A 21,493-nucleotide genomic window follows, 5' to 3' on the forward strand; every position below is an offset into this window, starting at 1 on the left:
AAACTCAACGTTAGCCAAGAACCACGATGACCATCCTCTTTCGCCCGCAGGGCGCCTTCGGCTGGTTCAGTTACACCACTTCCCGGGACACGATCGTTTTCTTTTTCTGGCGGGCCTAATACCGCCGGACGCTGAATGCCAACCGTCACGCATCCTCACCCTCACTCCGTAGCTGCTCGGTTTCGGAAATCTTTGGCCCCGAGGAAACAACCGACTCCCAGGCCGTCGCGCGCCACAGCGGGTGATCAGCTAAGGTACGACCCTTGGTCATCTTTTTGTACTACTCAGTACATTTCATGGGTAAAATCCGCTTCCGCCCGGGAATTGCCCTACAAACCTACGATCTGGTTATGGAGTGTATTGAGACGATGCAAACGGATTCAAATCGCCTGATGACCGCTCTGGAGCGCAAAATGCTGCTTGAGAGTTTCAGCATCAGCGCTACCCGGATTGAGGAGCAGTTGAAGTACATCGTTTGCGGGCAATCCACATCAGCCGAGCTAGAACGACTGCTTGGCCCGTATGAGAACTGCGAGAGCCGGGGGGAGCTGAGATTGCTTCGGTGGGCGTTTGTCTACACAGAAGAGGGCCTGGGCCTGAGCGACCCTCAAGTGCTCACGGTGGCCATCGACGCAAAGGGCTGTGTCACTGATTTTGCACTCGTGTAGCGCCAGACCTTAAGGACTTATTCACGAACGCCCTGACGCTCTGAATGATATCTACTTCTCAATCGCGGGTTCAATTTATTGCTCGCGCCTCTCAACTGGGGCGCCTCCAGAACCCTGAGATTCTGGGCATCGGCGAACTCCATCCAGTAATCGAACGCCTCACGGTGGCTGCGGCAGGTATCGTACCAATCGATGCTATCGATTTGCCCATAGGCGATCTTGGTCATCGTATCAGCCGTCAACTCGCTGAGCCTTTTGAGCGCTTGGTACGCATGATACTGGCGCTCTTGATTATCAGTGTCCATGAGAATTCACCCGCAAGTCCATGTTTCTTATCAGTACTACTTACACCGACTAGCACACCTGTCTGGTGTTTCTTACTGCTGGTGAAATCCCGACGAACGTATCACTTCTCCTCTCGCTCGAACTGACTCTTGACTGCCAACGTAAGCACCGCAGCGGGAGGCCTTACCCGGTCTTTGAGCGCTCCGACTGACTAATCTCTCCGGCCGCGATCCGACGGGCGCGCCCCACACCCCAGGCCAGCGCTCTGGTCATGGATTCACCGGGACGTGAATCGAATGCCTCCTCATGAAGGGCCATGCCGCCTGAGGCATACACCCCGATGAACATCTGCGTGTTACCTGTGCGCGACAGTCGCACCTGCACATCTATGAATGTTCCGTCATCGAGTCTTTCGTCATGAGTCCTACTGTGAAGCGTCGGGTCAGCCCAAGCCCAGAAAACTTCACCGCGTATCCTCATGGCGCTCTCCTAATACTTTGGTCTTATTCGGATGGTGTATTGCCACCATAGCCAAAGCCCGGCGCTAAGCAACCGAGTACCACCGGTTTGTGATTTGAATCGGACAATCGGTTGTAATCGTCTCCCCGCCATTCACTACCGTGATATGGCGGGCACGGAGCATCAGGCATAGACCGTGCGATCGACCTGGGCATGGAGGCGCTCAAGCCTTGGCGCGGCATCACCTGCCACCTGCTCAAAGGGGGTCGGCATCGACTGCATCACCATCGAACGGGCGAAGACGGTTTGCAAACCGATACAAGAACGGCCTATAGCCCCCAGTCGCTTCGAGCGCCTCACGCTACCTCTTCACGCTCAAACAGTGCCCATAGCCGAGCAGACTCGGCGAACTCCAGCATCTCGACGAGCTGGTCTGCATCAACGTCGCTGCGCCGGTGCGCGGCAATCGCGAGTTCAGCAAGCACAGCTGCTCGACCATCGGGATCGGCCACCAGAGCCGATTGGTCATTGAGTTCGGCCAACCAGGCCGTTGGCAGCCTCAACATTTGACCGTCCACAACTGGTCGATCCGCGTCGTATAGGATTGGCTCATCATCTCCCTCCTCATTGCCCAGTCCGGTGTCGCCGGCACACTGGCGGCGCGCATCGTCCCCCTCCCCCAGCGCTCGTTGATGCCATCCATCACCTGCATCAACCGGTCACATGCCACCGATTGCTTCAGCGCAAACAAGTCCCCTGAAAACTCACCTGATTGCCGCAGGTCCATCAGCAGCACCTCTGCCTTGCTGTAGCGAAAACCGGGCCTGAAGATACGGCCAACCGCTTCTGTGGCTAATCGGGTCATCAACAGCGTGTCGCAGGTGGGGTATGGAAGTTCAACCAAAGCCCCCTGTGCGTGGTGCGCCTCATCCGGGTTGAACATGCCGGTGCGGACGCTGACGCGCATGCGCTTGCACACCGAACCCTGGGCCCGAAGTTTTTCTGCAGCCCGACCGACATAGGTGGCCACCGCCTGCTTGATGGGCGCCAGCTCAGTCAGCCGCTTGCCGAACATCCGGCTGCAGCAGATCTCCTGCTTCGGCGGCTCAGCCTCATCCAACTCCAGGCAAGGCGTGCCAGCCAACTCGCGGGCAGTTTTTTCGACCACCACACTGAATTTCTGTCGCAGCGTCCAGGCATCAGCCTTGGCCAGATCCATCGCCGTGTGAATGCCCATCGCTTCAAGGTGGGCAGTCATACGGCGGCCCACTCCCCACACCTCTTTCACCTTGGTATTGCGTAGCACCCAATCGCGCTTGAACGGCTCGGTAATATCGACCACCCCGCCAGTCTGGGCTTGCAAGCGCTTGGCCATGTGATTGGCAAGCTTGGCCAAGGTCTTTGTGCCGGCGATTCCAACCCCCACAGGTATGCCGGTGCACTGGAAGATCCTGGACCTGAGCTTTCGCCCGAACTGGGTCAGGTTTTCCTGAATCCCGGACAGGTCAGCGAAGCACTCGTCGATGCTGTAGATCTCGGCGGCAGGCACCATCGACTCGATCAGGGACATGACGCGCTCGCTCATGTCGCCGTAAAGCGCGTAATTACTGCTAAAGGCCATGATGCCGTGCCGACGCAGCTTGTCCTTGGCCTGAAAGTACGGCTCGCCCATCTTCACGAATGGCTTGGCGTCGTATGACCTGGCGATCACGCACCCATCATTGTTGCTCAACACAACGATCGGGGTCTTGGCCAGGTCGGGCCGGAATACTCGCTCGCAGCTCGCGTAAAACGAGTTGCAATCGATGAGTGCGAAAACTTGGTCACTGCGCATGGTCGCGAACGCTGTAACGCACAACGCCCCATATGACCAGATCATCGCCTTCCATGATGTACCGCGGCGGGTAGGCCGGGTTTTCCGACTTGAGGATCACCACGCCGTCGCGACGATGCAGGCGCTTGCAGACCGGCTCGCTGTTTACCGCGGCAATCACCACGTCGCCGTGCTCGGCCTCACGGCCGCGATCTACGATGACAATGTCGCCAGAGTAAATCCCCGCCCCTTGCATGCTGTCGCCCTCCACTTTCACCAGATACACATGGGGCGCGCGGAGGTCGAACAGCTCATCAAGGGAGATATGGCCTTCCAGATGGTCCGCTGCCGGGGATGGAAATCCGGCCGGCACATGAAATGAATAGAGCGGTAGCGGCTCGGTAGTGCCAGATGGCGTACCCAAAATTGTGATGGTCATAATGGTGAGCCTGATGAATACTGTATGTGTATACAGTAAATCCGGCATCGGCCGCTCGGTCAATCCTGGGCGATGAAAATTCTGACGGGCGAGAGGTGGGCAATGTGCGGACGGTACTCGATCTACGAATCGATGGATCACTACCTGCGCCAGCTATCGCTGGACCTGGTCGTGATAAATGGCTATGACCACGAGCCAATAAGCCGTTACAACGTGGCGCCCTCCACCCGCGTCGAGGTCATACGCCAGGTAGACGGGGGGCTGAGCGTGGATCGGGTGAAGTGGGGGTGGTCGCCATTTTGGGCGAAGGGGAAGCGCCCCGACCCGATCAATGCTCGTGCTGAGACGGTCGTGACGGGGAAGTTCTTCAGAGACCTGTGGCCAGCCGGTAGAGCCCTGGCGCCAGCGAACGGGTGGTTCGAGTGGATACCCGACCCAGCAGAGCCAAAGCGGAAACAACCGATGTACATCACGAGCGCGGATGGCGCCCCGCTTTACTTCGCTGCGCTCGCTGAAGTGCACCAGGGCACTGAGCCGGACGAGCGCGACGGGTTCGTGATCGTCACGGCCGCGGCAGACCAGGGGCTGATCGACATCCATGACAGAAAGCCCTTGGTGCTGACGCCAGAGACCGCTCTAGAATGGCTGGCCCCTACCACGTCGCCTGAGCGCGCTGCAGCGATCGTGAAGACAGGATGCCGCCCGGCTGAGGATTTCAGGTGGTACCCGGTGGGCAAGGCCGTGGGGAATGTACGTCATCAGGGCGCTGAGTTGATACGGCCGATTCAGTGAAGAGGCGGTAAATTCTTTGCGCGGGCTTTAGCTGTCGCGCGAAGGTGGTGGTCGGTTACTGTCTGAAACAACGACTCGCAGACCTTGGTCAGTTTATCGAGGCGCTGCTGGAACGGCGAAAGCTGCACGGTGTGCGTAACTCATGCCTCATCACCATGACTCAAGCCTGCGGAAACGATCAGGTTTCTAACGCCCAAAGAAAAACCCCGCAGACGTTAATCTGCGGGGCTTTCGAATGGTGGAGGCCGAGGTCGGAATCGAACCGGCGTAGACGGATTTGCAATCCGGAGCATAACCACTTTGCTACTCGGCCTCAAAGTTCGGATCTAGTTGCTTACGCTTCTATCTCCTTGAAACGTAGAACCTTTTTCAAAGTTTGCTGCGTTTCGATGGGCGCCATTATGTCTGCATTCATTCAACCTTGCAACCCCCTGAACAGAAAAAATATTCAAGAGGTTCAAGGTGTTAGCGCAAGCGGCCAAGTTTGCTCCACAACCCTACCACGGCGTTCTCCACCGCACCGCTCGCCGCCATGCCGATTCGCTCCTGAAGGCTTTTGCGTTCGGCATAGTGCACATGGAACAGGTTGGCGTTGCGAGCGCGCTCGCTGAGGTACTCGTCGCTGGTCTGCAACTGGTCCACCAGCTTGCGATTCAGCGCGGCGACACCCAGCCAGACTTCGCCGGTGGCCACTTCGTCGATGTGCAACTGCGGGCGATAGCGGGCGACGAAATCCTTGAAGAGCTGGTGGGTAATGTCCAGGTCTTCCTGGAACTTCTCGCGCCCCTTCTCGGTGTTCTCGCCGAACACGGTCAGGGTGCGCTTGTACTCACCGGCAGTCAGCACTTCGAAATCGATATTGTGCTTCTTCAGCAGGCGGTTGACGTTGGGCAACTGCGCCACCACGCCGATCGAACCGAGCACGGCAAACGGCGCGCTGACGATTTTCTCGCCGATACAGGCCATCATGTAACCACCGCTGGCGGCCACCTTGTCGATGCACACGGTCAGCGGGATGCCGGCCTGGCGGATGCGCGCCAGCTGCGAGGCCGCAAGGCCGTAGCTGTGCACCAGGCCACCACCGCTTTCCAGGCGCAGTACCACCTCGTCACGCGGCGTGGCGAGGGTCAGCAGTGCCGTGATTTCGTTGCGCAGGCTTTCGGTGGCGGACGCCTTGATGTCGCCATCGAAGTCGAGCACGAACACCCGGCCTTTCTCTTCGACCTTGCCTTTTTTCTGCTGTTTTTCCGCTTTGGCCTGCTGCTTGCGCAGGGCATTGAGCTGGGCCTTGTCGAGCAGGCCGGATTCCAGACGCTCGCGCAACTCTTTGTAGAACTCGTTTAGGCGGGTAACCTGCAACTGCCCGCCAGCCTTGCGCCGCCCCTTGCCGCGCAAGCCGGCGATGGCAGACAGCACCACCAGGATGGCAATCACCAGGGTGGCGGTTTTAGCGAGAAAGCTTGCGTATTCGGCAAGAAACTCCACGTTGACTCCTTATGAACCTGCGCCTGTACGGCGCGAAACTTTAGCAAGCATACCGGTGCGCCCGTGGCGCTGCCAGCTGCGGTAAACGCTGGCAACACAGTTCAAACGACCTTTTCAAACGCTTGTATGTTTTTTCGTTGACAGCCCGTGTGGCGCATCCTAACCTCGCAGCAACCTTCAAGCGGCCGGATACCTTCGTGGGCAACCTCTACCTCATCCGACATGGCCAAGCCTCATTCGGCGCAGACGACTATGATGTGCTGTCGCCGGTGGGCGTGCGGCAAAGCCAGGCACTGGGTGAGCACCTTGCCCGGCTGGACCTGCGCCTGGACCGATGCGTGGCGGGTGACCTGCGCCGCCAGCAAGACACTGCGCGGCTGGCGCTGGAGGCGTTGCACGCCAATGGCTGCGCAGTGCCCGCCATTGAGACCGACCCTGCGTTCAATGAGTTCGATGCCGACGGTGTTATCCGTGCCCTGCTGCCCGGCTTGCTGGCCGAAGAGCCACAGGCCCTGCACATCCTGCGCAATGGCGCGCAGAACCGCAGCGAATTCCAGCGCCTGTTCGCCGTGATGGTGCAGCGCTGGCACGACGGCGAACAGGCCGACGACGGTCTGGAAACCTGGCAAGCGTTCACCACGCGAGTCCAGGGTGGTTTGCAACGTGTGCTGGACAGCGCCGGCAGTGGTGACAACATCGCGGTGTTCACCTCAGGAGGCACCATTGCCGCCCTGCTTCACCTGACTACTGGAATTACCCCCAGCCAGGCCTTCTCGCTGAACTGGCAGATCATCAACACGTCGCTCAGCCAGCTGAAGTTCCGCGGCCGCGACGTGGCACTGGCTTCCTTCAACAACCAGGCCCACGTGCAGTTGTTGAAGGTGCCGGAGCTCATTACCTACAGATGAGCCCGGCTTGTTGTGTCCCGATCAGGGACGTAAATCACTCAATAAGGAATACGCCATGACCTCCGTAGCTGATGCCGTGAAAAAGATGCAAGAGAAGTTCAATCCGTCTGCAGCCGAAGGCCTGGACCTGGTGTTCGGCTTCGACATCACCGACGAAGACAAGAAATACGCCCTGATCGTCAAGGACGGTACCTGCGACCTGCAGGAAGGCGAGAACCCGAACGCCAACTGCACCCTGGTGATGGACAGCGACACCCTCAAGGGCATCGTCAGCGGCGAGACCGACGGCATGCAGGCGTTCATGAGCGGCAAGCTTCGCGTTGAAGGCGACATGATGCTGTCGATGAAACTCAGCGAGCTGTTCCCTTCCTGAGTGATGGGCGCACCGCGCGAGACGAAAACCGAAGCCAGACCGGCTTCGGTTTTTTTTTGCCCGCCGTGGCGTATTCGGTGCAGTGATCGGCCGGCAACACGCAAACCTATAGGGCACCTGGCACGCTTGTTCCAATGCCTCGAGGCCATTAGATTAGCCAATAATCCTTGCGATCGATAATAAGGTAAACGCATGACGCTCACCGATCAGTCCACTCAGGTACGCCCCGGCGAAGAACTCGACGCGGCCGTCATCGATCCTTATCTGAAGGCCAACATCGCCGGCCTCGAGGGCACACCACGCATCAGCCAGTTCCCCGGGGGAGCCTCCAACCTGACCTATCTGGTGGCTTACCCAGGCCGTGAGTTCGTGCTGCGGCGCCCGCCTTTTGGCCAGAAAGCCAAGTCGGCCCACGACATGGGCCGTGAGTTCCGCATCCTCAACCAGCTCAACAGCGGCTTTCCTTATTGCCCCAAGGCCTACGCCCACTGCACCGATGAAACGGTGATCGGCGCCGAGTTCTATGTGATGGAGCAGGTGAAGGGCATCATCCTGCGTTCGGACATTCCCGCCGAACTGAACCTGGATGCCAGCCGTACCGAGGCCCTCTGCAAAAGCTTCATCGACCGCCTGGTAGAGCTGCATCAAGTCGACTACCAGGCCTGCGGCCTCGCCGACCTGGGCAAGCCTGAGGGCTACGTGCAGCGCCAGATCGAAGGCTGGACCAGCCGCTACGAAAAAGCCCTGACACCCGATGCGCCGCGTTGGGAGCAGGTCATTGCCTGGCTGCGCGAAAAGATGCCGGCCGACCACCCTCGCCCAGGCATCGTGCACAACGACTACCGCTTCGACAACGTGATCCTCGATGCCGAAAACCCCATGCGCATCATTGGCGTACTGGACTGGGAGATGGCCACCATCGGCGACCCACTGATGGACTTGGGCAACAGCCTGGCCTACTGGATCGAGGCGAGCGACCCGGCGCCGGTGCAACTGATGCGGCGCCAGCCGAGCAATGCCCAGGGCATGCTGACCCGCCGCCAGTTCGTCGATTACTACGCCGAGCGTGCGGGCATCCGCCTGGACAACTTCGATTACTACTATTGCTATGGCCTGTTCCGCCTGGCGGGCATCGTGCAGCAGATCTACTACCGCTTCTACCACGGCCAGACCCAGGACAAGCGCTTCGCCCAGTTCATTCACATGAACCGGCTGCTGGAGCAGATGAGCCTGCAGGTAATAGCCAAGTCCACGCTCTGACGACAGACAACAAGGAAAACAGCATGTCCAAGACCCACCTGTTCGACCTCGATGGCAAGATCGCTTTCGTCTCCGGCGCCAGCCGCGGCATTGGCGAGGCCATCGCGCACCTGCTGGCCCAGCAAGGTGCTCACGTGATCGTTTCCAGCCGCAAGCTCGAGGGCTGCCAGCAGGTGGCCGATGCGATCATCGCCGCAGGCGGCAAGGCCACCGCAGTGGCCTGCCACATCGGCGAACTGGAACAGATCCAGCAGGTTTTCGCCGGTATCCGCGAACAGTTCGGCCGCCTGGACGTGCTGGTCAACAACGCCGCCACCAACCCGCAGTTCTGCAACGTGCTGGACACCGACGCGGGCGCCTTCCAGAAGACCGTCGACGTCAATATCCGTGGCTATTTCTTCATGTCCGTCGAAGCCGGCAAGCTGATGCGTGAAAACGGCGGCGGCAGCATCATCAACGTGGCGTCGATCAATGGGGTTTCGCCAGGGCATTTCCAGGGGATCTACTCGGTGACCAAGGCTGCGGTGATCAACATGACCAAGGTCTTCGCCAAGGAGTGCGCGCAGTTCGGCATCCGCTGCAATGCCTTGCTGCCTGGCCTGACCGACACAAAGTTCGCCTCGGCGCTGGTGAAAAACGACGCCATCCTCAACGCCGCACTGCAGCAGATTCCGCTCAAACGCGTGGCCGACCCCAAGGAAATGGCCGGCGCCGTGCTGTACCTGGCCAGCGATGCCTCCAGTTACACCACCGGTACAGCGCTTAATGTCGACGGAGGCTACCTGTCCTGATCAGGCCTTGATCGCCTGCAGGGTGTAACTCAGCGGCAAGCGCTCAGGCTCCCGGCGCAGGCGCCATTCGCCGTCGGCGCCTTTGTCCATCTGGCCCGGTAACGCCTCCCAGGGGATGCTCTGGTGCTCGACCAGTGCCGTCAGTTGCAGCCCTTGCGCCAGCAGGGCACTGACGACTTCGCCCAGACCATGGTTCCACTCATGGGTTTCGGTCTGGGTGAGGCGTTGATCGCTGTCGACGTAAGTCTGGTCGCTGTGACAAACCGTCGGCGCTTCGTGCTCGAAGTAGGAATATTCCAGTTGCAGCCGGTCCTGATGGTCTTCATTGACGGCCATCAGCATCGGGTGGCCATCGCGCAGAAACAGCCGACCGCCAGGTTTGAGCAAGGCCGCCACTGCCCGGGCCCAAGGCTCGATGCGCGGTAGCCAGCACAATGCACCGATTCCGGTGTAGACCAGGTCGAAGGTGCCTGCCTGCAGTACCTGATCGGCCTCGTAGACATCGGCTTCTACGTAGTCGATGGCTGTGTTGCAACGCCCGGCAAGGCGCCGCGCCTGCATTAGCGAGGCTGCCGAATAATCCAGCCCGCACACCAGCGCGCCCAAACGCGCCAGCGACAAGGTGTCGGTGCCGATATGGCATTGCAGGTGAGCGGTGCGCAGGCCCTGAATATCGCCAAGGCGTGGCAGGTCGAAGCGTACAGTTTGGGAAAGGTGTGCCGGCTGCTGGACCAACTGCTCGACCTCGTAGTCCTTCGAGGCAGCATGCAGCGGCGCGCGCTCATCCCAGCTGGCGCGGTTGAATTGATGTGATCGGTCCATGCTGTACGTCCTTGTCGTTTGAGTTGCGGCCATCGGCACCTTGCCGAGCGTGCCCACGCAGGCGCCGGCAAAGCCCCTAATCCTGCAAGCGTTACAGGCAGGTAGCCGCCGCCGCCCGCCGCTGCAGGGCCACGCCGTCATTCTTCTGCGCGTAGTAATCCACCCGCGTGCCGCCCGCTTGAGGATAGACATCCACGAACGACTCCGCCTCGCGGGTATACACCGTCAGCCCACCTTGCTTGCGCGGCTGCAGATAGCCGCTGGCGTCGTCCCCGAACACATCCTCTTTCTGCCAACTGAACTGGATGCACTGGGCCACCAACTCCGGCGCCTTTTGCGAATCGAGCTGTGCAGTCGGCTTGCCACCACGGGCCGTATCCATGGTCGCTGAAGCACAACCGACCAATACCAGCGCCGCAGCCATCGGCAGAATTGCTCGCATGTTCCATCCTCGGGACAAAAAGAAGGCGACTCTAGCACTGCGCAGCATCGCGAGTGAATTGTCGGATGGGAGCTGTTGTCGCAGATAAGGCATGCCATCTCAGGAGATTGAAATGAAAGTCCCTCGCCTTTTGCCTTCGCTGCTACTCGCCACCCTGCCCTGCCTGCCAATGATGGCGTCAGCCGCACCCTCGGCTCAAGAGAGCGTTACCGCACCAGAAACCCATAACCGCGAACTCAAAGTGGGCGACAAGGCCCCCGACCAGTACAAACGCGACGAAGCAGCCGTGGCCGACTGGAAAGCCAAGGGCCTGCCAGCACCGGAGAAAGAAAGCCACTGGGTACGCATGGGCGACCACTATGTGCTGGTGCAGATCACCAATGGCGTGGTGCTGGCCATCCACCCGGCGTCCTGACTCAACTGGCAGCGGTCAACGCCGCCATGTACACCGTGTTGCGCCCGGCTGCCTTGGCCTGATACAGCGCCGCGTCAGCCTGGGCAAGCAGGCTCGCGGTAGTGTCGTGCGGGCCAGGCACGCCGCACCACAGCCCCACACTGAAGCGCAGCGTGATCTGGTCCCCGGCGAAGTGCGCCGGGCTGAGGGCAATGGCCTCCCTCAGGCCCTGCAGAGCTGCCATCGCGGCATTACGATCGGCTTGCGGCAACAGCAGCAGGAACTCCTCCCCCCCATAGCGGCCCAGACTGTCGCGGTGACGCAGGCGCTGCTCCAACTGCCGAACGCAATGGCATAACACCTCGTCCCCGGCCAGGTGCCCGTACAGGTCATTGATACGCTTGAAATGGTCGAGGTCGATCATCGCCACGGCCAAGCTGCTGCGCTCGCCACGGGCGCGGTCCAGCTCGACGGCAAAGCGCTCGAGAATCGCCCGACGGTTATAGGTGCCCGTCAGTACATCGCGCAAAGCCAGTTGCTTCAACCGCGATTCGCTGCGTTCCTTGGCCATCAGCACCAGGCCAATGGAGTACATCATCACCGTTACCGTACCGATAGCGACGGAAATGCTCTGCTTGAGGTTACTGCTGTCGTAGCGCATTTCCACGGCAGTGCCATTGATCACTGCCACCGCCCGCATGCCCAGCCCCACCAGGCTGACAAGGGCGCCAATCTGAAGCAACAGGTGCGCCCTGCCCGGCCGCTCCACATGGCGCCGCACCCAGTACAGGATCAGCGTGCACTGCAGCATCAGCACCAGCGTCGCCAGCAGCATGCGCGGCTCCACGGTGTCGAGCAGCAGCATCAGGCCCACCAACATGCAGACGGGAATGATGAAGACCTGCCGCCAGGGCACAGCCTGCTCGCGCACGCGAAACAGGCTGGCCGAATAGAAAGCCAGGGCCAATGAAAGCAGGCTGTTACCCACCCCATAGCTGAGCCACAGCGGGGCGTGACCATAGACGGTGTAGCAAACGTAGGCCAACGCATGGGCGAGCAAGCCGCAAGCGGTAAGCCAGAGGTTGTCGTGGCGATTGGACCGGCCGACCAGCAACAGGCAGAACGCCAGGATGGTCGCGACCAGTGCAACGGCGGCGAACAGCGTGGGTGTATGGGCGATCATCATGATTCACCGTGTGGCAGATGGCCGTCTTCTTTGCGGCCTGTGCGCAAGTCTAAGCGCGCTGCCACAGCCGAGCCATGACCGAGCGGGACAGAACAGCTGCCGGCAAGCACGCCATTGATCGTCACCGCAGCAAAAAATTGTCCGCTCAGGAAACCAAACGGATCGATCGCAGTCTCAGCATGTGCCCCGTAAACCTAAGCGGATCAAGGACCTATATCGTGATGACCCGCCTTGCAAGTTTTTCTCTGATCGCCACTTTTCTATTGGTTGCCGGCTGCCACCATCATCACTACCACGATGACGAGGGTGGATGGCGCGATGGCGACCGTGATCACCGTCACCATCAGCGGCATGACCGAGACGATGATGATCGCCGCTACCGTGACCGCAACTACCGCTGACACTACTTTGCACCCCATTCTTAACCTGATGAATTTCCGAGGCTCCCTATCATGCGTCTGACTTTGCCTTCCCTTGCCCTTGGCCTGATGCTGTGCCAAGGCGCTTTCGCCGGTGACGGTACTGCCGCCATTGGCGGTGGCCTGGGTGGCGTCCTGGGTAATGTCGTCGGCCAACAGCTCGGTGGCAGCACGGGTGCAGCAGTCGGCGCAGGCCTTGGCGGCGCCGCGGGCAGCGCGGTGGCTGCGCGCAAAGGCAATCGCACCGAAGCCGCCATCGGCGGCGGCCTGGGCTCGGCGGGCGGTTCGCTGTTGGGCGGCAAGGTCGGCGGCTCGGCCGGCTCGACCATCGGCGCCGGCCTGGGCGGCGCGGCAGGTGGCGCCATTGGCAACCACCTGGGTGACAACAACGGCAAGAAGCATCGCCGGCACCGTCACTGATTCAGCACAGCCTTTGCGGGGCCGGCTTGCCGGCTCCTGCTTTCCGGGCCTCATCGTTCCCGCAAGCTCCAGCGCCTGAACAAGGCAGCCCCCTCCACGCTGACCCTCATCAACACCCTCTTCACCACAAGCTGCCACACTGAATGCTACTGTCTTTCGTGCCCCCTTGAGTGAAGGAACACCCCCGCCCCATGAACCAGGAACTGCTCTGGGTCCTCGGCCTGTTGGCTGTCGTCATCGTGCTCTTCGTCATCAACCGACCACGCATGGACGTCGTCGCGCTGATGGTGATTCTCGCCCTGCCCCTGTCGGGCATCCTCACCGTGCAGCAGGCCTTGGCCGGCTTCAGCGACCCCAACGTGGTATTGATCGCAGCCTTGTTCGTGATCGGCGAAGGGCTGGTGCGGACCGGCATCGCTTACCGCATCGGCGAATGGATGAGCGACCGGGCCGGCAATAGCGAGGCACGCCTGCTGGTGTTGCTGATGGTATCGGTGGCCGGGCTGGGCTCGGTGATGAGTTCGACAGGCGTGGTCGCGATCTTTATCCCGGTGGTGTTGAGCATCGCCGCACGCCTGCAGATTTCGCCCAGCCGCCTGATGATGCCGCTGAGCTTTGCAGGCCTGATCAGCGGCATGCTCAGCCTGGTGGCCACACCGCCCAACGTGGTGGTGCACAGCGAGCTGGTGCGCCACGGCGAGCAAGGTTTCAGCTTCTTCAGCTTCACGCCCTTCGGCCTGGTGGTGCTGGTGCTGGGGATCGGCTACATGCTGCTGACACGCCACTGGCTCAATGGCGAAATACGCAAGGACGGCCGAGTGGAAAGCCGCCGTACCCTGCTCGACCTGGTGCTGGACTACAAGCTCAACGGCCGGGAGCGGCGCCTGCGTATTCGCCCGCGCTCCCCGCTGATCGGCCATACCCTCGGCGAGTTGGAGCTGCGCACCCGGCATGGCGCCAACGTGATTGGCATCGAACGCCAGCACAAATTCACCACCAGGGTGATCGCCGCCGATTCGAGCACCGTCCTGCAGCAGGGCGATGTGCTGCTGCTCGACCTGTTCGCCAATCGCGACGACCTGCGCAACCTGTGCCAGACCATGCAGCTGGAACCGTTGCACTTCAAGGCCGCGTATTTCATCGACCAGTCCCAGGAGCTGGGCATGGCCGAAGTGTCCCTGCCGCCCGGCTCGCAACTGGTGGGTAAAAGTATCCTCAGCCTCGCCTTTCGTACCCGCTACGGCCTTAACGTGGTGGGCTTGCGCCGTGAGCAGAAGGCGATCGACGAGCGCCTGGTAGAAGAGCCCCTGCGCCTGGGCGACACGCTGCTGGTTGTCGGCCCGTGGAAGGCGGTGCGCCAGTTGCAAAGCCAGCCAAAGGACTTCCTGGTACTGAGCTTGCCTGCCGAAATCGACCAAGTGGCACCGGCCCGTACCCGGGCACCCTATGCCCTGATCAGCCTGGCGGTGATGGTCGGGCTGATGGTCAGCGGCGTGGTACCCAATGTGATCGCCGCGTTGATCGGCTGCCTATTGATGGGGGCCGGGCGTTGCATCGATATGAACAGCGCCTACCGCGCCGTTCACTGGCCAAGCCTGATATTGATCGTCGGCATGCTGCCCTTCGCCCAGGCGCTGCAGCAGACCGGAGGCATCGACCTGGCAGTGGGCGGGCTGGTCAGCCTGTTGGGCGACGCCGGGCCGATCGCCATGCTCGTCTGCCTGTTCATGGTCACAGCGGTGATCGGCCTGTTCATTTCCAATACGGCGACCGCAGTACTGATGGCACCCGTGGCGATCAGCACCGCGGCCCAGCTGGGCCTGTCGCCGTATCCGTTCGCCATGATCGTGGCCCTGGCCGCATCGGCGGCGTTCATGACCCCGGTTTCCTCGCCGGTGAATACCCTGGTGCTCGGCCCGGGCCAGTACCGCTTCGCCGACTTCGTCAAGGTTGGTGTGCCCTTCACTGTGCTGGTGATGCTGGTAGCAGTGGTAATGGTGCCGTGGTTCTACGGTCTATGAAGCGAGAGGTTATTGGCCGTTATCCTGCGTGATCGCGGCAGATTGACATGAAGCGGCCCCTGGAAACACACTGACACGTTATCGCTCCAGGTGCCCTAGGCCGTTGTCCTGGATTTCGTCTCCGCTTGTCGGTCGAGCCTATGGTTTATTCAGCCAAATCGCGCGTGTTGCCCTATGTCGCTCTGTTCGGCCTGACCTTCGCCCTGGCCCTGGGCGGCATCCTGGCGCGGCCGATCGAGTCCTTGTCGTTGTTCTGGCCCGTCAATGCAGTACTGACCGGCGTGCTCTTGCGCTACCCGCGCCAGGCCACCCTGCTGGGGTTCACCTTGGTCTGGCTGGGCATGGTCGCCGCCGACCTGGCCTGCGGCAGCGCCTGGCCGCCTGCGCTGTGGCTCAACCTGTGCAACCTGAGCGTCATAGTGACCGTGTGGCTACTGCTATCACGCTTGCCGCGCCTGCACCGGCGCATGCGCAGCCCGCGTGGGGTGCTCAGTGTATTCGGCGCCTGCGCGGCCGGTGCGACGGTGGCAGCGAGCCTGGCCTGTGCCATGGCTACCCCCTGGTTCGAGCAATCGGTGCGCGCCACCTGGCTGGCCTGGTTCAGCGAACAATTCTCGACGGCGGTGCTGCTCCTGCCGGTCCTACTGACGGCACCCTCCACACGGGCACTGGTGCGCAGCAGCGCCCAGGCGGTAGCCATGGCACCTTTATTGGTGCTGCTGGCCTCGCTGGCCTTCAGCATCGCCTTCGGCGGGCCGGGCGCGATTGCCTTCCCGATCGCGGCACTGCTGTGGTGTGCATGGACCTACTCACCGTTTCTGGTTTCGCTGCTGACCCTGATTGCCGGGAGCACGCTGATCGTCGCGGTGGCGCAGAACCTGATGCACTTCAGCGTGCCGCAAAGCGAGCTTGGGGTCACCACACTGATGTCGGCTCGCCTGGGCATCGCCATGCTGATCCTCGGGCCACTGGTGGTCGCCTGTGTTAGCCAGACCAATCGCAGCCTGCTTGCGCGCCTGGCGCATCAGGCCACCATCGATCACCTGACCGGCGCGCTGACCCGCAGCGCCTTCAGCCGCCGCGCCAACGCCCTGCTCGACAGCCGGCAAAAACATGCACAGGCGCTACCGCTGACCTTGATGATGCTCGATATCGACCATTTCAAGTCGATCAACGACCGCCACGGCCACGGCGTGGGCGATCAAGTGCTTCGCCTGTTCGCCCGGACCCTGCAAGACCAGTTGCACGGTGGCGAGCTGCTGGCGCGCATGGGCGGTGAGGAGTTTGTGGTACTGCTGCCAGGCCTGGCACCGGAGCGCGCCAGCTTCACCGCCGAACGCCTGCGCAGAGCAGTCCAGGACCTGCACCTGGCACAGGGCGACGGGCGCCTGCAGATCACCGTCAGTATCGGCCTGGACGGCTGCGCCGGGCACGAGCCGGCGCCGAACCTGGACGACCTGCTGGCCCGTGCGGACCAGGCGCTGTACCGCGCCAAGGCCTACGGCCGCAATCGTGTCGAAGTGGCGAAGGCGCAGCGCCAGGTGATTTGACTCAGCCTATCAGCAAGTCCCAGGACAGCTTGGCGATCAGCACGCACAGCAAGACCAGGAACAGCCCGCGCACAAAGCCTGCGCCCTTGCGCACGGCCAGCCAGGTCCCGGTCAGCGCTCCAAGCACGTTGCATGCGGCCATGGGCAAAGCAATGGCATAGAGCACATTGCCCGAGGGCACGAAGAACACCAGCGCCGCGAGGTTGGTGGCGATGTTGACCACCTTGGCCGATGCCGAAGCGTGCAGGAAGTCCAACGCGAAAAAGCGAATGAACAGGAAGATCAGGAAGCTGCCGGTACCCGGCCCGAACAGGCCGTCGTAGAAACCGATGGCGCCACCGATCAGTACCGCCAGGCATTGCTCCTTGCGGCCGATCTTTGCCGGCGCGTGCAAGGTGCCGAAATCTTTCTTGCAAAAGGTGTAGATCGCCATCAGCACGATCAGCACCAGCACGGCTGGCCGCATCACGCTGGGCGGCACCAGCGACACCGTGGCGGCCCCTGCAAACGACATGATGAACGCACTGAGCGCCGCCGGCACGATCAACCCCCAGTCCAGGGTGACCTTGCGAATGAACGAGCGCGCCGCGAACGCCGTGCCGCATACCGATGCCAGTTTGTTGCTGCCCAGCAAGGCCGCAGGGTGCGCCGTGGGCAGTACATTGAACAGTGCCGGAATCTGAATGAGCCCACCACCTCCGACCGCAGCATCGATGAGGCCGGCGGCAAAAGCGAACAGGGAGAGTACGGCGATATCCATGATGGCGCGGGTTCCAGGCAGTGAAAGCAGACTGCAAGGCTAATCAAAATGGCGCGCCTGTGTTGAAATGCCACATTGCGAAAACTGCAACCAGGAGACACCCATGGCATTGAACATGCTGCGCGAAATTCAGGCGTTCGTCAGCGTCGCGCACAAACGCAGCTTCGTCGCCGCCGCGCGCGCCCTGGGCCGCTCGCCCAGCGCCGTTACACGGGCGGTGCAGGCCCTGGAAGACAACACCGGGTGCAAGTTGCTCAACCGCAACGCCAACGCGGTGACCCTGACCGATGCCGGCGAGCGACTACTCCCCCATGCCGAGCGCTTGCTTGATGTGCAACGTGATGCCGCGGATGAATTGGCCGCACTCAGTGGCAGCGCCCAAGGCTGGATCCGCTTCGGCGTGCCGCAACTGCTTGGCGAACACGTGCTGCCCGGTGTGCTGGCGGCGTTTTCCCAGCGCCACCCACAGGTAACGCTGGACGTGCACTACCGTGACGAGGCGCTCGACCCATTGCTGGGCAAGCTTGATTTCGTGGTGCGCGGCGCGTTTCCACAATCAAGCGAGCTGATCGGTTATCCGCTGTGGCGCTACCAGCGCCATCTCTATGCCAGCCCGGACTACCTGGCGCGCCATGGCATGCCCAAGCGGCCAGAGGATCTGGCTGACCATTCGCTGATCCTGCATACCGCCCCGCGTATTCTCAAGGCCTGGCACTTTTCCCGCGACGGCCGAATTACCAGCCTGCGCCCCCATCCAAGGCTGCGACTGAGTTCAGGCGATGCGGTCTATCACAGTACGCTGGCCGGTGCCGGCATTGCCCGCTTGGCCGACTGGGTGGGCGAAGCACAAGTCAGCGCCGGCCGTTTGGTACGTGTTTGCGCTGATTACCGGCTGACATCCAGTACCGGCCAAGACCCGCAAATGCACGCCGTGTATCCTGCCGGCGAGTTGCCAGCGCGGGTCCGTGAGCTGCTGCTGGCACTGCGCGAGGCAGGCAACGGGGGCAGCCGGCAGGCACGCTGACATCTGTTCAAAATCTGCTCAATTCAACAGAAGCCGCAAACGGCTTGGCTTACAGCATTTTATCCACAGACCTACCCACGTTTTTTGTGGACAGATTTCCCCGCGTAAAGAAGGACTTATCGCACGCGCAGTAGTGCTGCATTCGCCGCCTTGACCAGTTCGATCCACTCAACCGCACTGATCACGCCAGATTGTTCCAGCGCATCGGCACTGCGCAACGCCTGGTCGTATTCGTTTTCTTCGAGAATACCTGCGGCCAGGAAACGGCTACGCCACTCCAGCAGCGCTGAAGGGTCCTTCTTGCATTCCATCTATCTATCGACTCCAAGGTAAAAGGCCGGCCCACTGCCGCGACTCATTATGACGCGAGCGGGAGAGTACACGAGGCCTTTTCACTTGAGAATGACTTGCAGCTACCGCCAGTCTAACGGTATACCAAGGACCACTGCCGTGGCGGCACGACGCGGGCCCGCGCGAGGAAATAGCCGGGCCGCAGGGAACGGTGTCAGCCGGGGGGGATGGTGCCCAGCAGGCCTACCAAAAGGGTCAGCAGCAGAAAACCACCCAGAAACAGCGCGAGCTTGCCCATCAGAACCTCTTCAATGTGATAGCGGGAATGAAGGCATTGTCGGCGCAGAGCTGATATGGATACAGATTCAGCTCGGAAGAAAAAAAGCGTATCAGATGCGCTCGCGGTCACCGCGACGCAGATACGCGCCCGGTCGAACGTGATCGCCAAGGTGGCGGTGGCTTCGTAGGCGTTCACAAGAGCGAGTTCGCCCTGCCCGCCCCGCACAATTGCAACTTTAAGTTTCAGCGCATGACTGGCCAGCCTGCCAGCACCATCGTGCCTACTTGAACGGCTTGGTCATCGCCGGCTCAGCAATTACGGGCATCCGCCGCACGTCTGATCTACACGAATAGAAACAGCCCCTCGTTAATTTGTAGGAAGTTTTCCCCTCGGCTGTAGGCTGCATCTTGCTGCTGAGTATGTGCTGTATGAAACCTCAGTTTCCGCTGCGATATCGAACTGCTAGGGTCCATTTTTCCTACAACGGCACGGAAGCCTTCAGCATGAGGGAAACATGGACCAGTTCAATACTTCTGGCCTGGGTCTGCAAAAATGCCTGCTCGCATTACGCAAAGAGCGGGATCTTCTGAAAGCACAGGGCAAAGATGAGGAGGCGCAACGGCTTACGCGTAAAATCGCGGGGATGGAGGCGACGCTGGCAGGGATGCCCCTGGAGATGAGGCCGGTGACACTGCAGTAGCGTACCTGTCCGTGTGCCAATGCTCGCTCGTCACCACTGCGGGCTGGATATCGAGCGCCGCCCGCGCGGCGCTCGATACTTGAGTGGGTGGCGGACAGCTTTGGCCGCCTGGCCATCGACCACTAGCTTTTGGCGCAGCGGGTGCTGGAGACCCCAGCACTAAAATTCCACTTTGCCCCGCCCCGCCTTGACATTGCTCCGCCTGGCTTTGCCTTCCAGGCGACGGGTCTTCGAACCAAGGGTCGGCTTGGTGGGACGGCGTTTCTTCTCGGTCTTGCCGGCATTGATGATCAACTCGGCAAGGCGCGCCAGTGCGTCAGCACGGTTCTGCTCCTGCGTGCGGTACTGCTGCCCTTTGATGATCAACACCCCCTCGACGGTGATGCGGCTGTCACGCAGCGCCAGCAACCGTTCTTTGTAGAACTCGGGTAACGAAGAGGCCGGGATGTCAAAGCGCAGGTGCACGGCGCTGGATACCTTGTTGACATTCTGCCCACCCGCGCCCTGCGCACGGATGTAGGTCAGTTCGATTTCGGCATCCGGTATCTGTACGTTGTTGGAGATGGTCAGCATGATCAGGCCCTTGCAATTGCCCCCGATTATCGCAGGGTTCTCGCGAGAAGAAATGAGTGAATAGTCCTTCTGCATCATCTCCCCTGTCACACTCGGATTAACGAATGCCGGCGGGGCATGAGGACTGTGGGGGCGACATTGAATTTTCGTTGCCTGGAACAGCTAGGATCCACCTCCAGCAACCCGTCGCTGGCCAAGCGGTCCACCACTATCGCTTCCTCACGCACATAGTCGGCCACCTCGTTCTATGGGGAACGAACACACCACCTATAGGCAGGGTCCAGCGGCTCGTAGCGCCATTCCAATACAGCGGGTACACCACCATCCCACCTTGTGCCTCTTCCAGGAACCGCTCAGTGTCGGGTAGCAAGCCGGCCAGATCAGGCTCCAGAGTGACGCATAAAGCGATTCGCTTCGTTGAACGGTGGCACCCCTGGCGTAGGCACAAAAATTCAGCGCCTTTACTCGCTCTTCCGTTTGCATGAACTCCCTCTTTATAAACCAGCCTGCGTGCTAGGCCCCAGCTTGGGCGACTGTTGCAATAGCCCTCGTGGCAACTGGAAACCTTTATGAGGTGGAATACCTCGGCCAAGCTTATCGAATAAAAGTAATATCGCTCCGGCTTGAGACTGATTAACCAGCCTCGCCGCTAAGCACGGTGATAGCACAAAGCAACTGATCGGCAATTTCAGGAATAAGAAAGAAGACCCTGAAATTTTTGCTCAGCGATAATCACAGTACAAAAGCTGCAACCGTTTTCAACAGAACCACGGTGCGCACAATACGTATTGTCCATCGACCGCGCCTACCTGCAAATTGAATGGTCCCAACCCTTATAATCATCATAGTCAATCACGATAACTTCTTTTTCAGGCTTCAGACAAAAGCGCCTGGAAAAACCAGAAACCGAGCTGTATGGATCTGAATAGCGAGCATTTATAAATACTTCGTAGACGGTCCCAGCGCTTAGCGCTTCTGCATCTTTTTCGCTGATCGCATCATTAGGGAGAACCCCATAACTCAGGCACTCCGAACTAAGCGCCGGCCTCCCCAGCGTCGGCGGAAAATAGAATGACCAAACGAGCACAGAGGGAGATTCGGAAACATCATAAACCTCTACTGCATGTAGAAGTGGGACCTCGCCGCCCCGCTCGCTTGGAGCGAAACATACTCCTCCAGCGCTACCCCATACAGACGCGTTATTAACACGCACGTCACCTAGACATGACATCAAAAAAAATGGACGAACAAATAACCGAACTACGGCAAATGAATCGCCAATCGCGGATCATTAATAAATTCACCAAGAACATCCTCGTACAACCATAGCGAGTCGGA

The 21,493-nt window shown here is 60.5% G+C and carries 26 protein-coding genes and 1 tRNA gene; 13 read left to right on the plus strand and 14 right to left on the minus strand.

From position 1 onward, the window contains the following. Nucleotides 1-263: 263 nt before the first annotated feature. Complete coding sequence (locus tag ACIPZC_RS22150) at nt 264-668, plus strand: hypothetical protein (protein WP_400629561.1); 405 nt, start codon at nt 264-266, stop codon at nt 666-668. A 17-nt stretch (nt 669-685) separates the two neighbouring features. On the opposite strand, the gene ACIPZC_RS22155 is transcribed toward ACIPZC_RS22150, so the two are convergent. The 5 genes from ACIPZC_RS22155 to ACIPZC_RS22175 form a co-directional block, all read right to left on the minus strand. Then, complete coding sequence (locus tag ACIPZC_RS22155; RefSeq protein ID WP_400629563.1) at nt 686-973, minus strand: hypothetical protein; 288 nt, start codon at nt 971-973, stop codon at nt 686-688. Nucleotides 974-1,136: 163 nt separating this feature from the next. Further along, nucleotides 1,137-1,433 carry a hypothetical protein gene (locus ACIPZC_RS22160; RefSeq protein WP_267817010.1) on the minus strand — a complete coding sequence of 99 codons (297 nt, stop codon included), beginning with the start codon at nt 1,431-1,433 and terminating at the stop codon, nt 1,137-1,139. A gap of 335 nt (nt 1,434-1,768) precedes the next feature. Further along, entirely contained in the window at nt 1,769-1,978 is a 210-nt protein-coding gene (locus ACIPZC_RS22165; RefSeq protein WP_267817012.1) for a hypothetical protein, read from the minus strand. Then, nucleotides 1,972-3,246: a translesion error-prone DNA polymerase V subunit UmuC gene (gene umuC, locus ACIPZC_RS22170; protein ID WP_400629565.1), complete on the minus strand. Its 1,275-nt coding sequence runs from the start codon at nt 3,244-3,246 to the stop codon at nt 1,972-1,974. Before umuC ends, ACIPZC_RS22165 begins: the two co-directional genes overlap by 7 nt. After that, nucleotides 3,236-3,664: a LexA family transcriptional regulator gene (locus tag ACIPZC_RS22175; RefSeq protein WP_241805353.1), complete on the minus strand. Its 429-nt coding sequence runs from the start codon at nt 3,662-3,664 to the stop codon at nt 3,236-3,238. Before ACIPZC_RS22175 ends, umuC begins: the two co-directional genes overlap by 11 nt. Nucleotides 3,665-3,766: 102 nt before the next feature. Here ACIPZC_RS22175 and ACIPZC_RS22180 point away from each other — a divergent pair, with 102 nt between their 5' ends. Continuing rightward, the gene (locus ACIPZC_RS22180; RefSeq protein WP_400629686.1) at nt 3,767-4,456 is read left to right on the plus strand and encodes an SOS response-associated peptidase family protein; all 690 of its coding nucleotides are present in this window, start codon (nt 3,767-3,769) and stop codon (nt 4,454-4,456) included. Nucleotides 4,457-4,695: 239 nt separating this feature from the next. Here the strand turns inward: ACIPZC_RS22180 and ACIPZC_RS22185 are convergent. Further along, a tRNA-Cys gene (locus ACIPZC_RS22185) sits at nt 4,696-4,769 on the minus strand. A 152-nt stretch (nt 4,770-4,921) separates the two neighbouring features. Beyond that, nucleotides 4,922-5,941, minus strand: coding sequence for a protease SohB (sohB, locus tag ACIPZC_RS22190; RefSeq protein ID WP_400629567.1), 1,020 nt, complete (start codon nt 5,939-5,941; stop codon nt 4,922-4,924). Between the two features lie 197 nt (nt 5,942-6,138). Between sohB and ACIPZC_RS22195 the strand changes: the two genes are divergently transcribed. From ACIPZC_RS22195 to ACIPZC_RS22210, 4 genes are all read left to right on the plus strand, one after another. Then, nucleotides 6,139-6,849, plus strand: coding sequence for a histidine phosphatase family protein (locus ACIPZC_RS22195; RefSeq protein WP_241805355.1), 711 nt, complete (start codon nt 6,139-6,141; stop codon nt 6,847-6,849). 55 nt (nt 6,850-6,904) lie between these two features. Next, entirely contained in the window at nt 6,905-7,222 is a 318-nt protein-coding gene (locus ACIPZC_RS22200) for an SCP2 sterol-binding domain-containing protein (RefSeq protein WP_241805356.1), read from the plus strand. Between the two features lie 192 nt (nt 7,223-7,414). Further along, nucleotides 7,415-8,482, plus strand: a complete 1,068-nt coding sequence (locus ACIPZC_RS22205; RefSeq protein ID WP_400629570.1) for a phosphotransferase family protein — start codon at nt 7,415-7,417, stop codon at nt 8,480-8,482. 23 nt (nt 8,483-8,505) lie between these two features. Next, nucleotides 8,506-9,273, plus strand: coding sequence for an SDR family oxidoreductase (locus tag ACIPZC_RS22210; protein ID WP_267817049.1), 768 nt, complete (start codon nt 8,506-8,508; stop codon nt 9,271-9,273). Here ACIPZC_RS22210 and ACIPZC_RS22215 read toward each other — a convergent pair whose 3' ends face one another. Both ACIPZC_RS22215 and ACIPZC_RS22220 read right to left on the minus strand, forming a co-directional pair. Then, nucleotides 9,274-10,095, minus strand: a complete 822-nt coding sequence (locus ACIPZC_RS22215; protein WP_400629572.1) for a class I SAM-dependent methyltransferase — start codon at nt 10,093-10,095, stop codon at nt 9,274-9,276. A 91-nt stretch (nt 10,096-10,186) separates the two neighbouring features. Continuing rightward, nucleotides 10,187-10,537 (minus strand): hypothetical protein, encoded by a 351-nt coding sequence (locus tag ACIPZC_RS22220; protein ID WP_267817053.1) that lies wholly within the window; start codon nt 10,535-10,537, stop codon nt 10,187-10,189. 112 nt (nt 10,538-10,649) lie between these two features. On the opposite strand from ACIPZC_RS22220, the gene ACIPZC_RS22225 reads away from it, so the two are divergent. After that, nucleotides 10,650-10,952 (plus strand): RcnB family protein, encoded by a 303-nt coding sequence (locus ACIPZC_RS22225; RefSeq protein WP_241805361.1) that lies wholly within the window; start codon nt 10,650-10,652, stop codon nt 10,950-10,952. Nucleotide 10,953: 1 nt separating this feature from the next. On the opposite strand, the gene ACIPZC_RS22230 is transcribed toward ACIPZC_RS22225, so the two are convergent. Continuing rightward, nucleotides 10,954-12,114 (minus strand): GGDEF domain-containing protein, encoded by a 1,161-nt coding sequence (locus ACIPZC_RS22230; RefSeq protein ID WP_400629575.1) that lies wholly within the window; start codon nt 12,112-12,114, stop codon nt 10,954-10,956. A gap of 224 nt (nt 12,115-12,338) precedes the next feature. On the opposite strand from ACIPZC_RS22230, the gene ACIPZC_RS22235 reads away from it, so the two are divergent. From ACIPZC_RS22235 to ACIPZC_RS22250, 4 genes are all read left to right on the plus strand, one after another. Then, nucleotides 12,339-12,518: a hypothetical protein gene (locus tag ACIPZC_RS22235; RefSeq protein ID WP_241805453.1), complete on the plus strand. Its 180-nt coding sequence runs from the start codon at nt 12,339-12,341 to the stop codon at nt 12,516-12,518. Nucleotides 12,519-12,569: 51 nt separating this feature from the next. Further along, nucleotides 12,570-12,956, plus strand: a complete 387-nt coding sequence (locus tag ACIPZC_RS22240; RefSeq protein ID WP_267817057.1) for a glycine zipper domain-containing protein — start codon at nt 12,570-12,572, stop codon at nt 12,954-12,956. 191 nt (nt 12,957-13,147) lie between these two features. After that, nucleotides 13,148-14,977 (plus strand): SLC13 family permease, encoded by a 1,830-nt coding sequence (locus ACIPZC_RS22245; RefSeq protein WP_400629577.1) that lies wholly within the window; start codon nt 13,148-13,150, stop codon nt 14,975-14,977. 125 nt (nt 14,978-15,102) lie between these two features. Further along, entirely contained in the window at nt 15,103-16,527 is a 1,425-nt protein-coding gene (locus tag ACIPZC_RS22250) for a GGDEF domain-containing protein (RefSeq protein ID WP_241805364.1), read from the plus strand. A gap of 1 nt (nt 16,528) precedes the next feature. On the opposite strand, the gene ACIPZC_RS22255 is transcribed toward ACIPZC_RS22250, so the two are convergent. Continuing rightward, on the minus strand, nt 16,529-17,290 hold the full coding sequence (locus ACIPZC_RS22255; RefSeq protein ID WP_400629688.1) for a sulfite exporter TauE/SafE family protein: 762 nt from the start codon (nt 17,288-17,290) through the stop codon (nt 16,529-16,531). Nucleotides 17,291-17,390: 100 nt separating this feature from the next. Here ACIPZC_RS22255 and ACIPZC_RS22260 point away from each other — a divergent pair, with 100 nt between their 5' ends. Further along, nucleotides 17,391-18,311, plus strand: coding sequence for a LysR family transcriptional regulator (locus ACIPZC_RS22260; RefSeq protein WP_400629580.1), 921 nt, complete (start codon nt 17,391-17,393; stop codon nt 18,309-18,311). 116 nt (nt 18,312-18,427) lie between these two features. On the opposite strand, the gene ACIPZC_RS22265 is transcribed toward ACIPZC_RS22260, so the two are convergent. Together ACIPZC_RS22265 and ACIPZC_RS22270 are read right to left on the minus strand one after the other, a co-directional pair. After that, nucleotides 18,428-18,622 carry a hypothetical protein gene (locus ACIPZC_RS22265; RefSeq protein ID WP_196996614.1) on the minus strand — a complete coding sequence of 65 codons (195 nt, stop codon included), beginning with the start codon at nt 18,620-18,622 and terminating at the stop codon, nt 18,428-18,430. Between the two features lie 194 nt (nt 18,623-18,816). Further along, the gene (locus ACIPZC_RS22270) at nt 18,817-19,077 is read right to left on the minus strand and encodes a hypothetical protein (RefSeq protein ID WP_400629582.1); all 261 of its coding nucleotides are present in this window, start codon (nt 19,075-19,077) and stop codon (nt 18,817-18,819) included. 319 nt (nt 19,078-19,396) lie between these two features. Here ACIPZC_RS22270 and ACIPZC_RS22275 point away from each other — a divergent pair, with 319 nt between their 5' ends. Then, a complete protein-coding gene (locus tag ACIPZC_RS22275; protein ID WP_241805367.1) occupies nt 19,397-19,582 on the plus strand; it encodes a hypothetical protein in 186 nt (61 codons plus the stop codon). 159 nt (nt 19,583-19,741) lie between these two features. Here ACIPZC_RS22275 and arfB read toward each other — a convergent pair whose 3' ends face one another. Further along, complete coding sequence (gene arfB, locus ACIPZC_RS22280) at nt 19,742-20,155, minus strand: alternative ribosome rescue aminoacyl-tRNA hydrolase ArfB (RefSeq protein WP_400629584.1); 414 nt, start codon at nt 20,153-20,155, stop codon at nt 19,742-19,744. Nucleotides 20,156-21,493: the final 1,338 nt, after the last annotated feature.

It is taken from the genome of Pseudomonas sp. NPDC089743 (genome assembly GCF_044748785.1).
In the GTDB taxonomy this organism is placed as follows: domain Bacteria; phylum Pseudomonadota; class Gammaproteobacteria; order Pseudomonadales; family Pseudomonadaceae; genus Aquipseudomonas; species Aquipseudomonas putida_X.

What these genes read in the sequence shown, in the direction of transcription:
- ACIPZC_RS22235 (WP_241805453.1), top strand. Translation starts at nt 12,339, where the DNA reads ATGACCCGCCTTGCAAGTTTTTCTCTGATCGCCACTTTTCTATTGGTT.
- ACIPZC_RS22245 (WP_400629577.1), top strand. Translation starts at nt 13,148, where the DNA reads ATGAACCAGGAACTGCTCTGGGTCCTCGGCCTGTTGGCTGTCGTCATC.
- ACIPZC_RS22220 (WP_267817053.1), bottom strand. Translation starts at nt 10,537, where the DNA reads ATGCGAGCAATTCTGCCGATGGCTGCGGCGCTGGTATTGGTCGGTTGT.
- ACIPZC_RS22175 (WP_241805353.1), bottom strand. Translation starts at nt 3,664, where the DNA reads ATGACCATCACAATTTTGGGTACGCCATCTGGCACTACCGAGCCGCTA.
- umuC (WP_400629565.1), bottom strand. Translation starts at nt 3,246, where the DNA reads ATGCGCAGTGACCAAGTTTTCGCACTCATCGATTGCAACTCGTTTTAC.
- ACIPZC_RS22260 (WP_400629580.1), top strand. Translation starts at nt 17,391, where the DNA reads ATGGCATTGAACATGCTGCGCGAAATTCAGGCGTTCGTCAGCGTCGCG.
- ACIPZC_RS22275 (WP_241805367.1), top strand. Translation starts at nt 19,397, where the DNA reads ATGGACCAGTTCAATACTTCTGGCCTGGGTCTGCAAAAATGCCTGCTC.
- ACIPZC_RS22210 (WP_267817049.1), top strand. Translation starts at nt 8,506, where the DNA reads ATGTCCAAGACCCACCTGTTCGACCTCGATGGCAAGATCGCTTTCGTC.
- ACIPZC_RS22165 (WP_267817012.1), bottom strand. Translation starts at nt 1,978, where the DNA reads ATGTTGAGGCTGCCAACGGCCTGGTTGGCCGAACTCAATGACCAATCG.
- ACIPZC_RS22205 (WP_400629570.1), top strand. Translation starts at nt 7,415, where the DNA reads ATGACGCTCACCGATCAGTCCACTCAGGTACGCCCCGGCGAAGAACTC.
- ACIPZC_RS22215 (WP_400629572.1), bottom strand. Translation starts at nt 10,095, where the DNA reads ATGGACCGATCACATCAATTCAACCGCGCCAGCTGGGATGAGCGCGCG.
- ACIPZC_RS22225 (WP_241805361.1), top strand. Translation starts at nt 10,650, where the DNA reads ATGAAAGTCCCTCGCCTTTTGCCTTCGCTGCTACTCGCCACCCTGCCC.
- ACIPZC_RS22240 (WP_267817057.1), top strand. Translation starts at nt 12,570, where the DNA reads ATGCGTCTGACTTTGCCTTCCCTTGCCCTTGGCCTGATGCTGTGCCAA.
- ACIPZC_RS22155 (WP_400629563.1), bottom strand. Translation starts at nt 973, where the DNA reads ATGGACACTGATAATCAAGAGCGCCAGTATCATGCGTACCAAGCGCTC.
- ACIPZC_RS22230 (WP_400629575.1), bottom strand. Translation starts at nt 12,114, where the DNA reads ATGATCGCCCATACACCCACGCTGTTCGCCGCCGTTGCACTGGTCGCG.
- ACIPZC_RS22200 (WP_241805356.1), top strand. Translation starts at nt 6,905, where the DNA reads ATGACCTCCGTAGCTGATGCCGTGAAAAAGATGCAAGAGAAGTTCAAT.
- ACIPZC_RS22180 (WP_400629686.1), top strand. Translation starts at nt 3,767, where the DNA reads ATGTGCGGACGGTACTCGATCTACGAATCGATGGATCACTACCTGCGC.
- ACIPZC_RS22160 (WP_267817010.1), bottom strand. Translation starts at nt 1,433, where the DNA reads ATGAGGATACGCGGTGAAGTTTTCTGGGCTTGGGCTGACCCGACGCTT.
- arfB (WP_400629584.1), bottom strand. Translation starts at nt 20,155, where the DNA reads ATGCTGACCATCTCCAACAACGTACAGATACCGGATGCCGAAATCGAA.
- ACIPZC_RS22265 (WP_196996614.1), bottom strand. Translation starts at nt 18,622, where the DNA reads ATGGAATGCAAGAAGGACCCTTCAGCGCTGCTGGAGTGGCGTAGCCGT.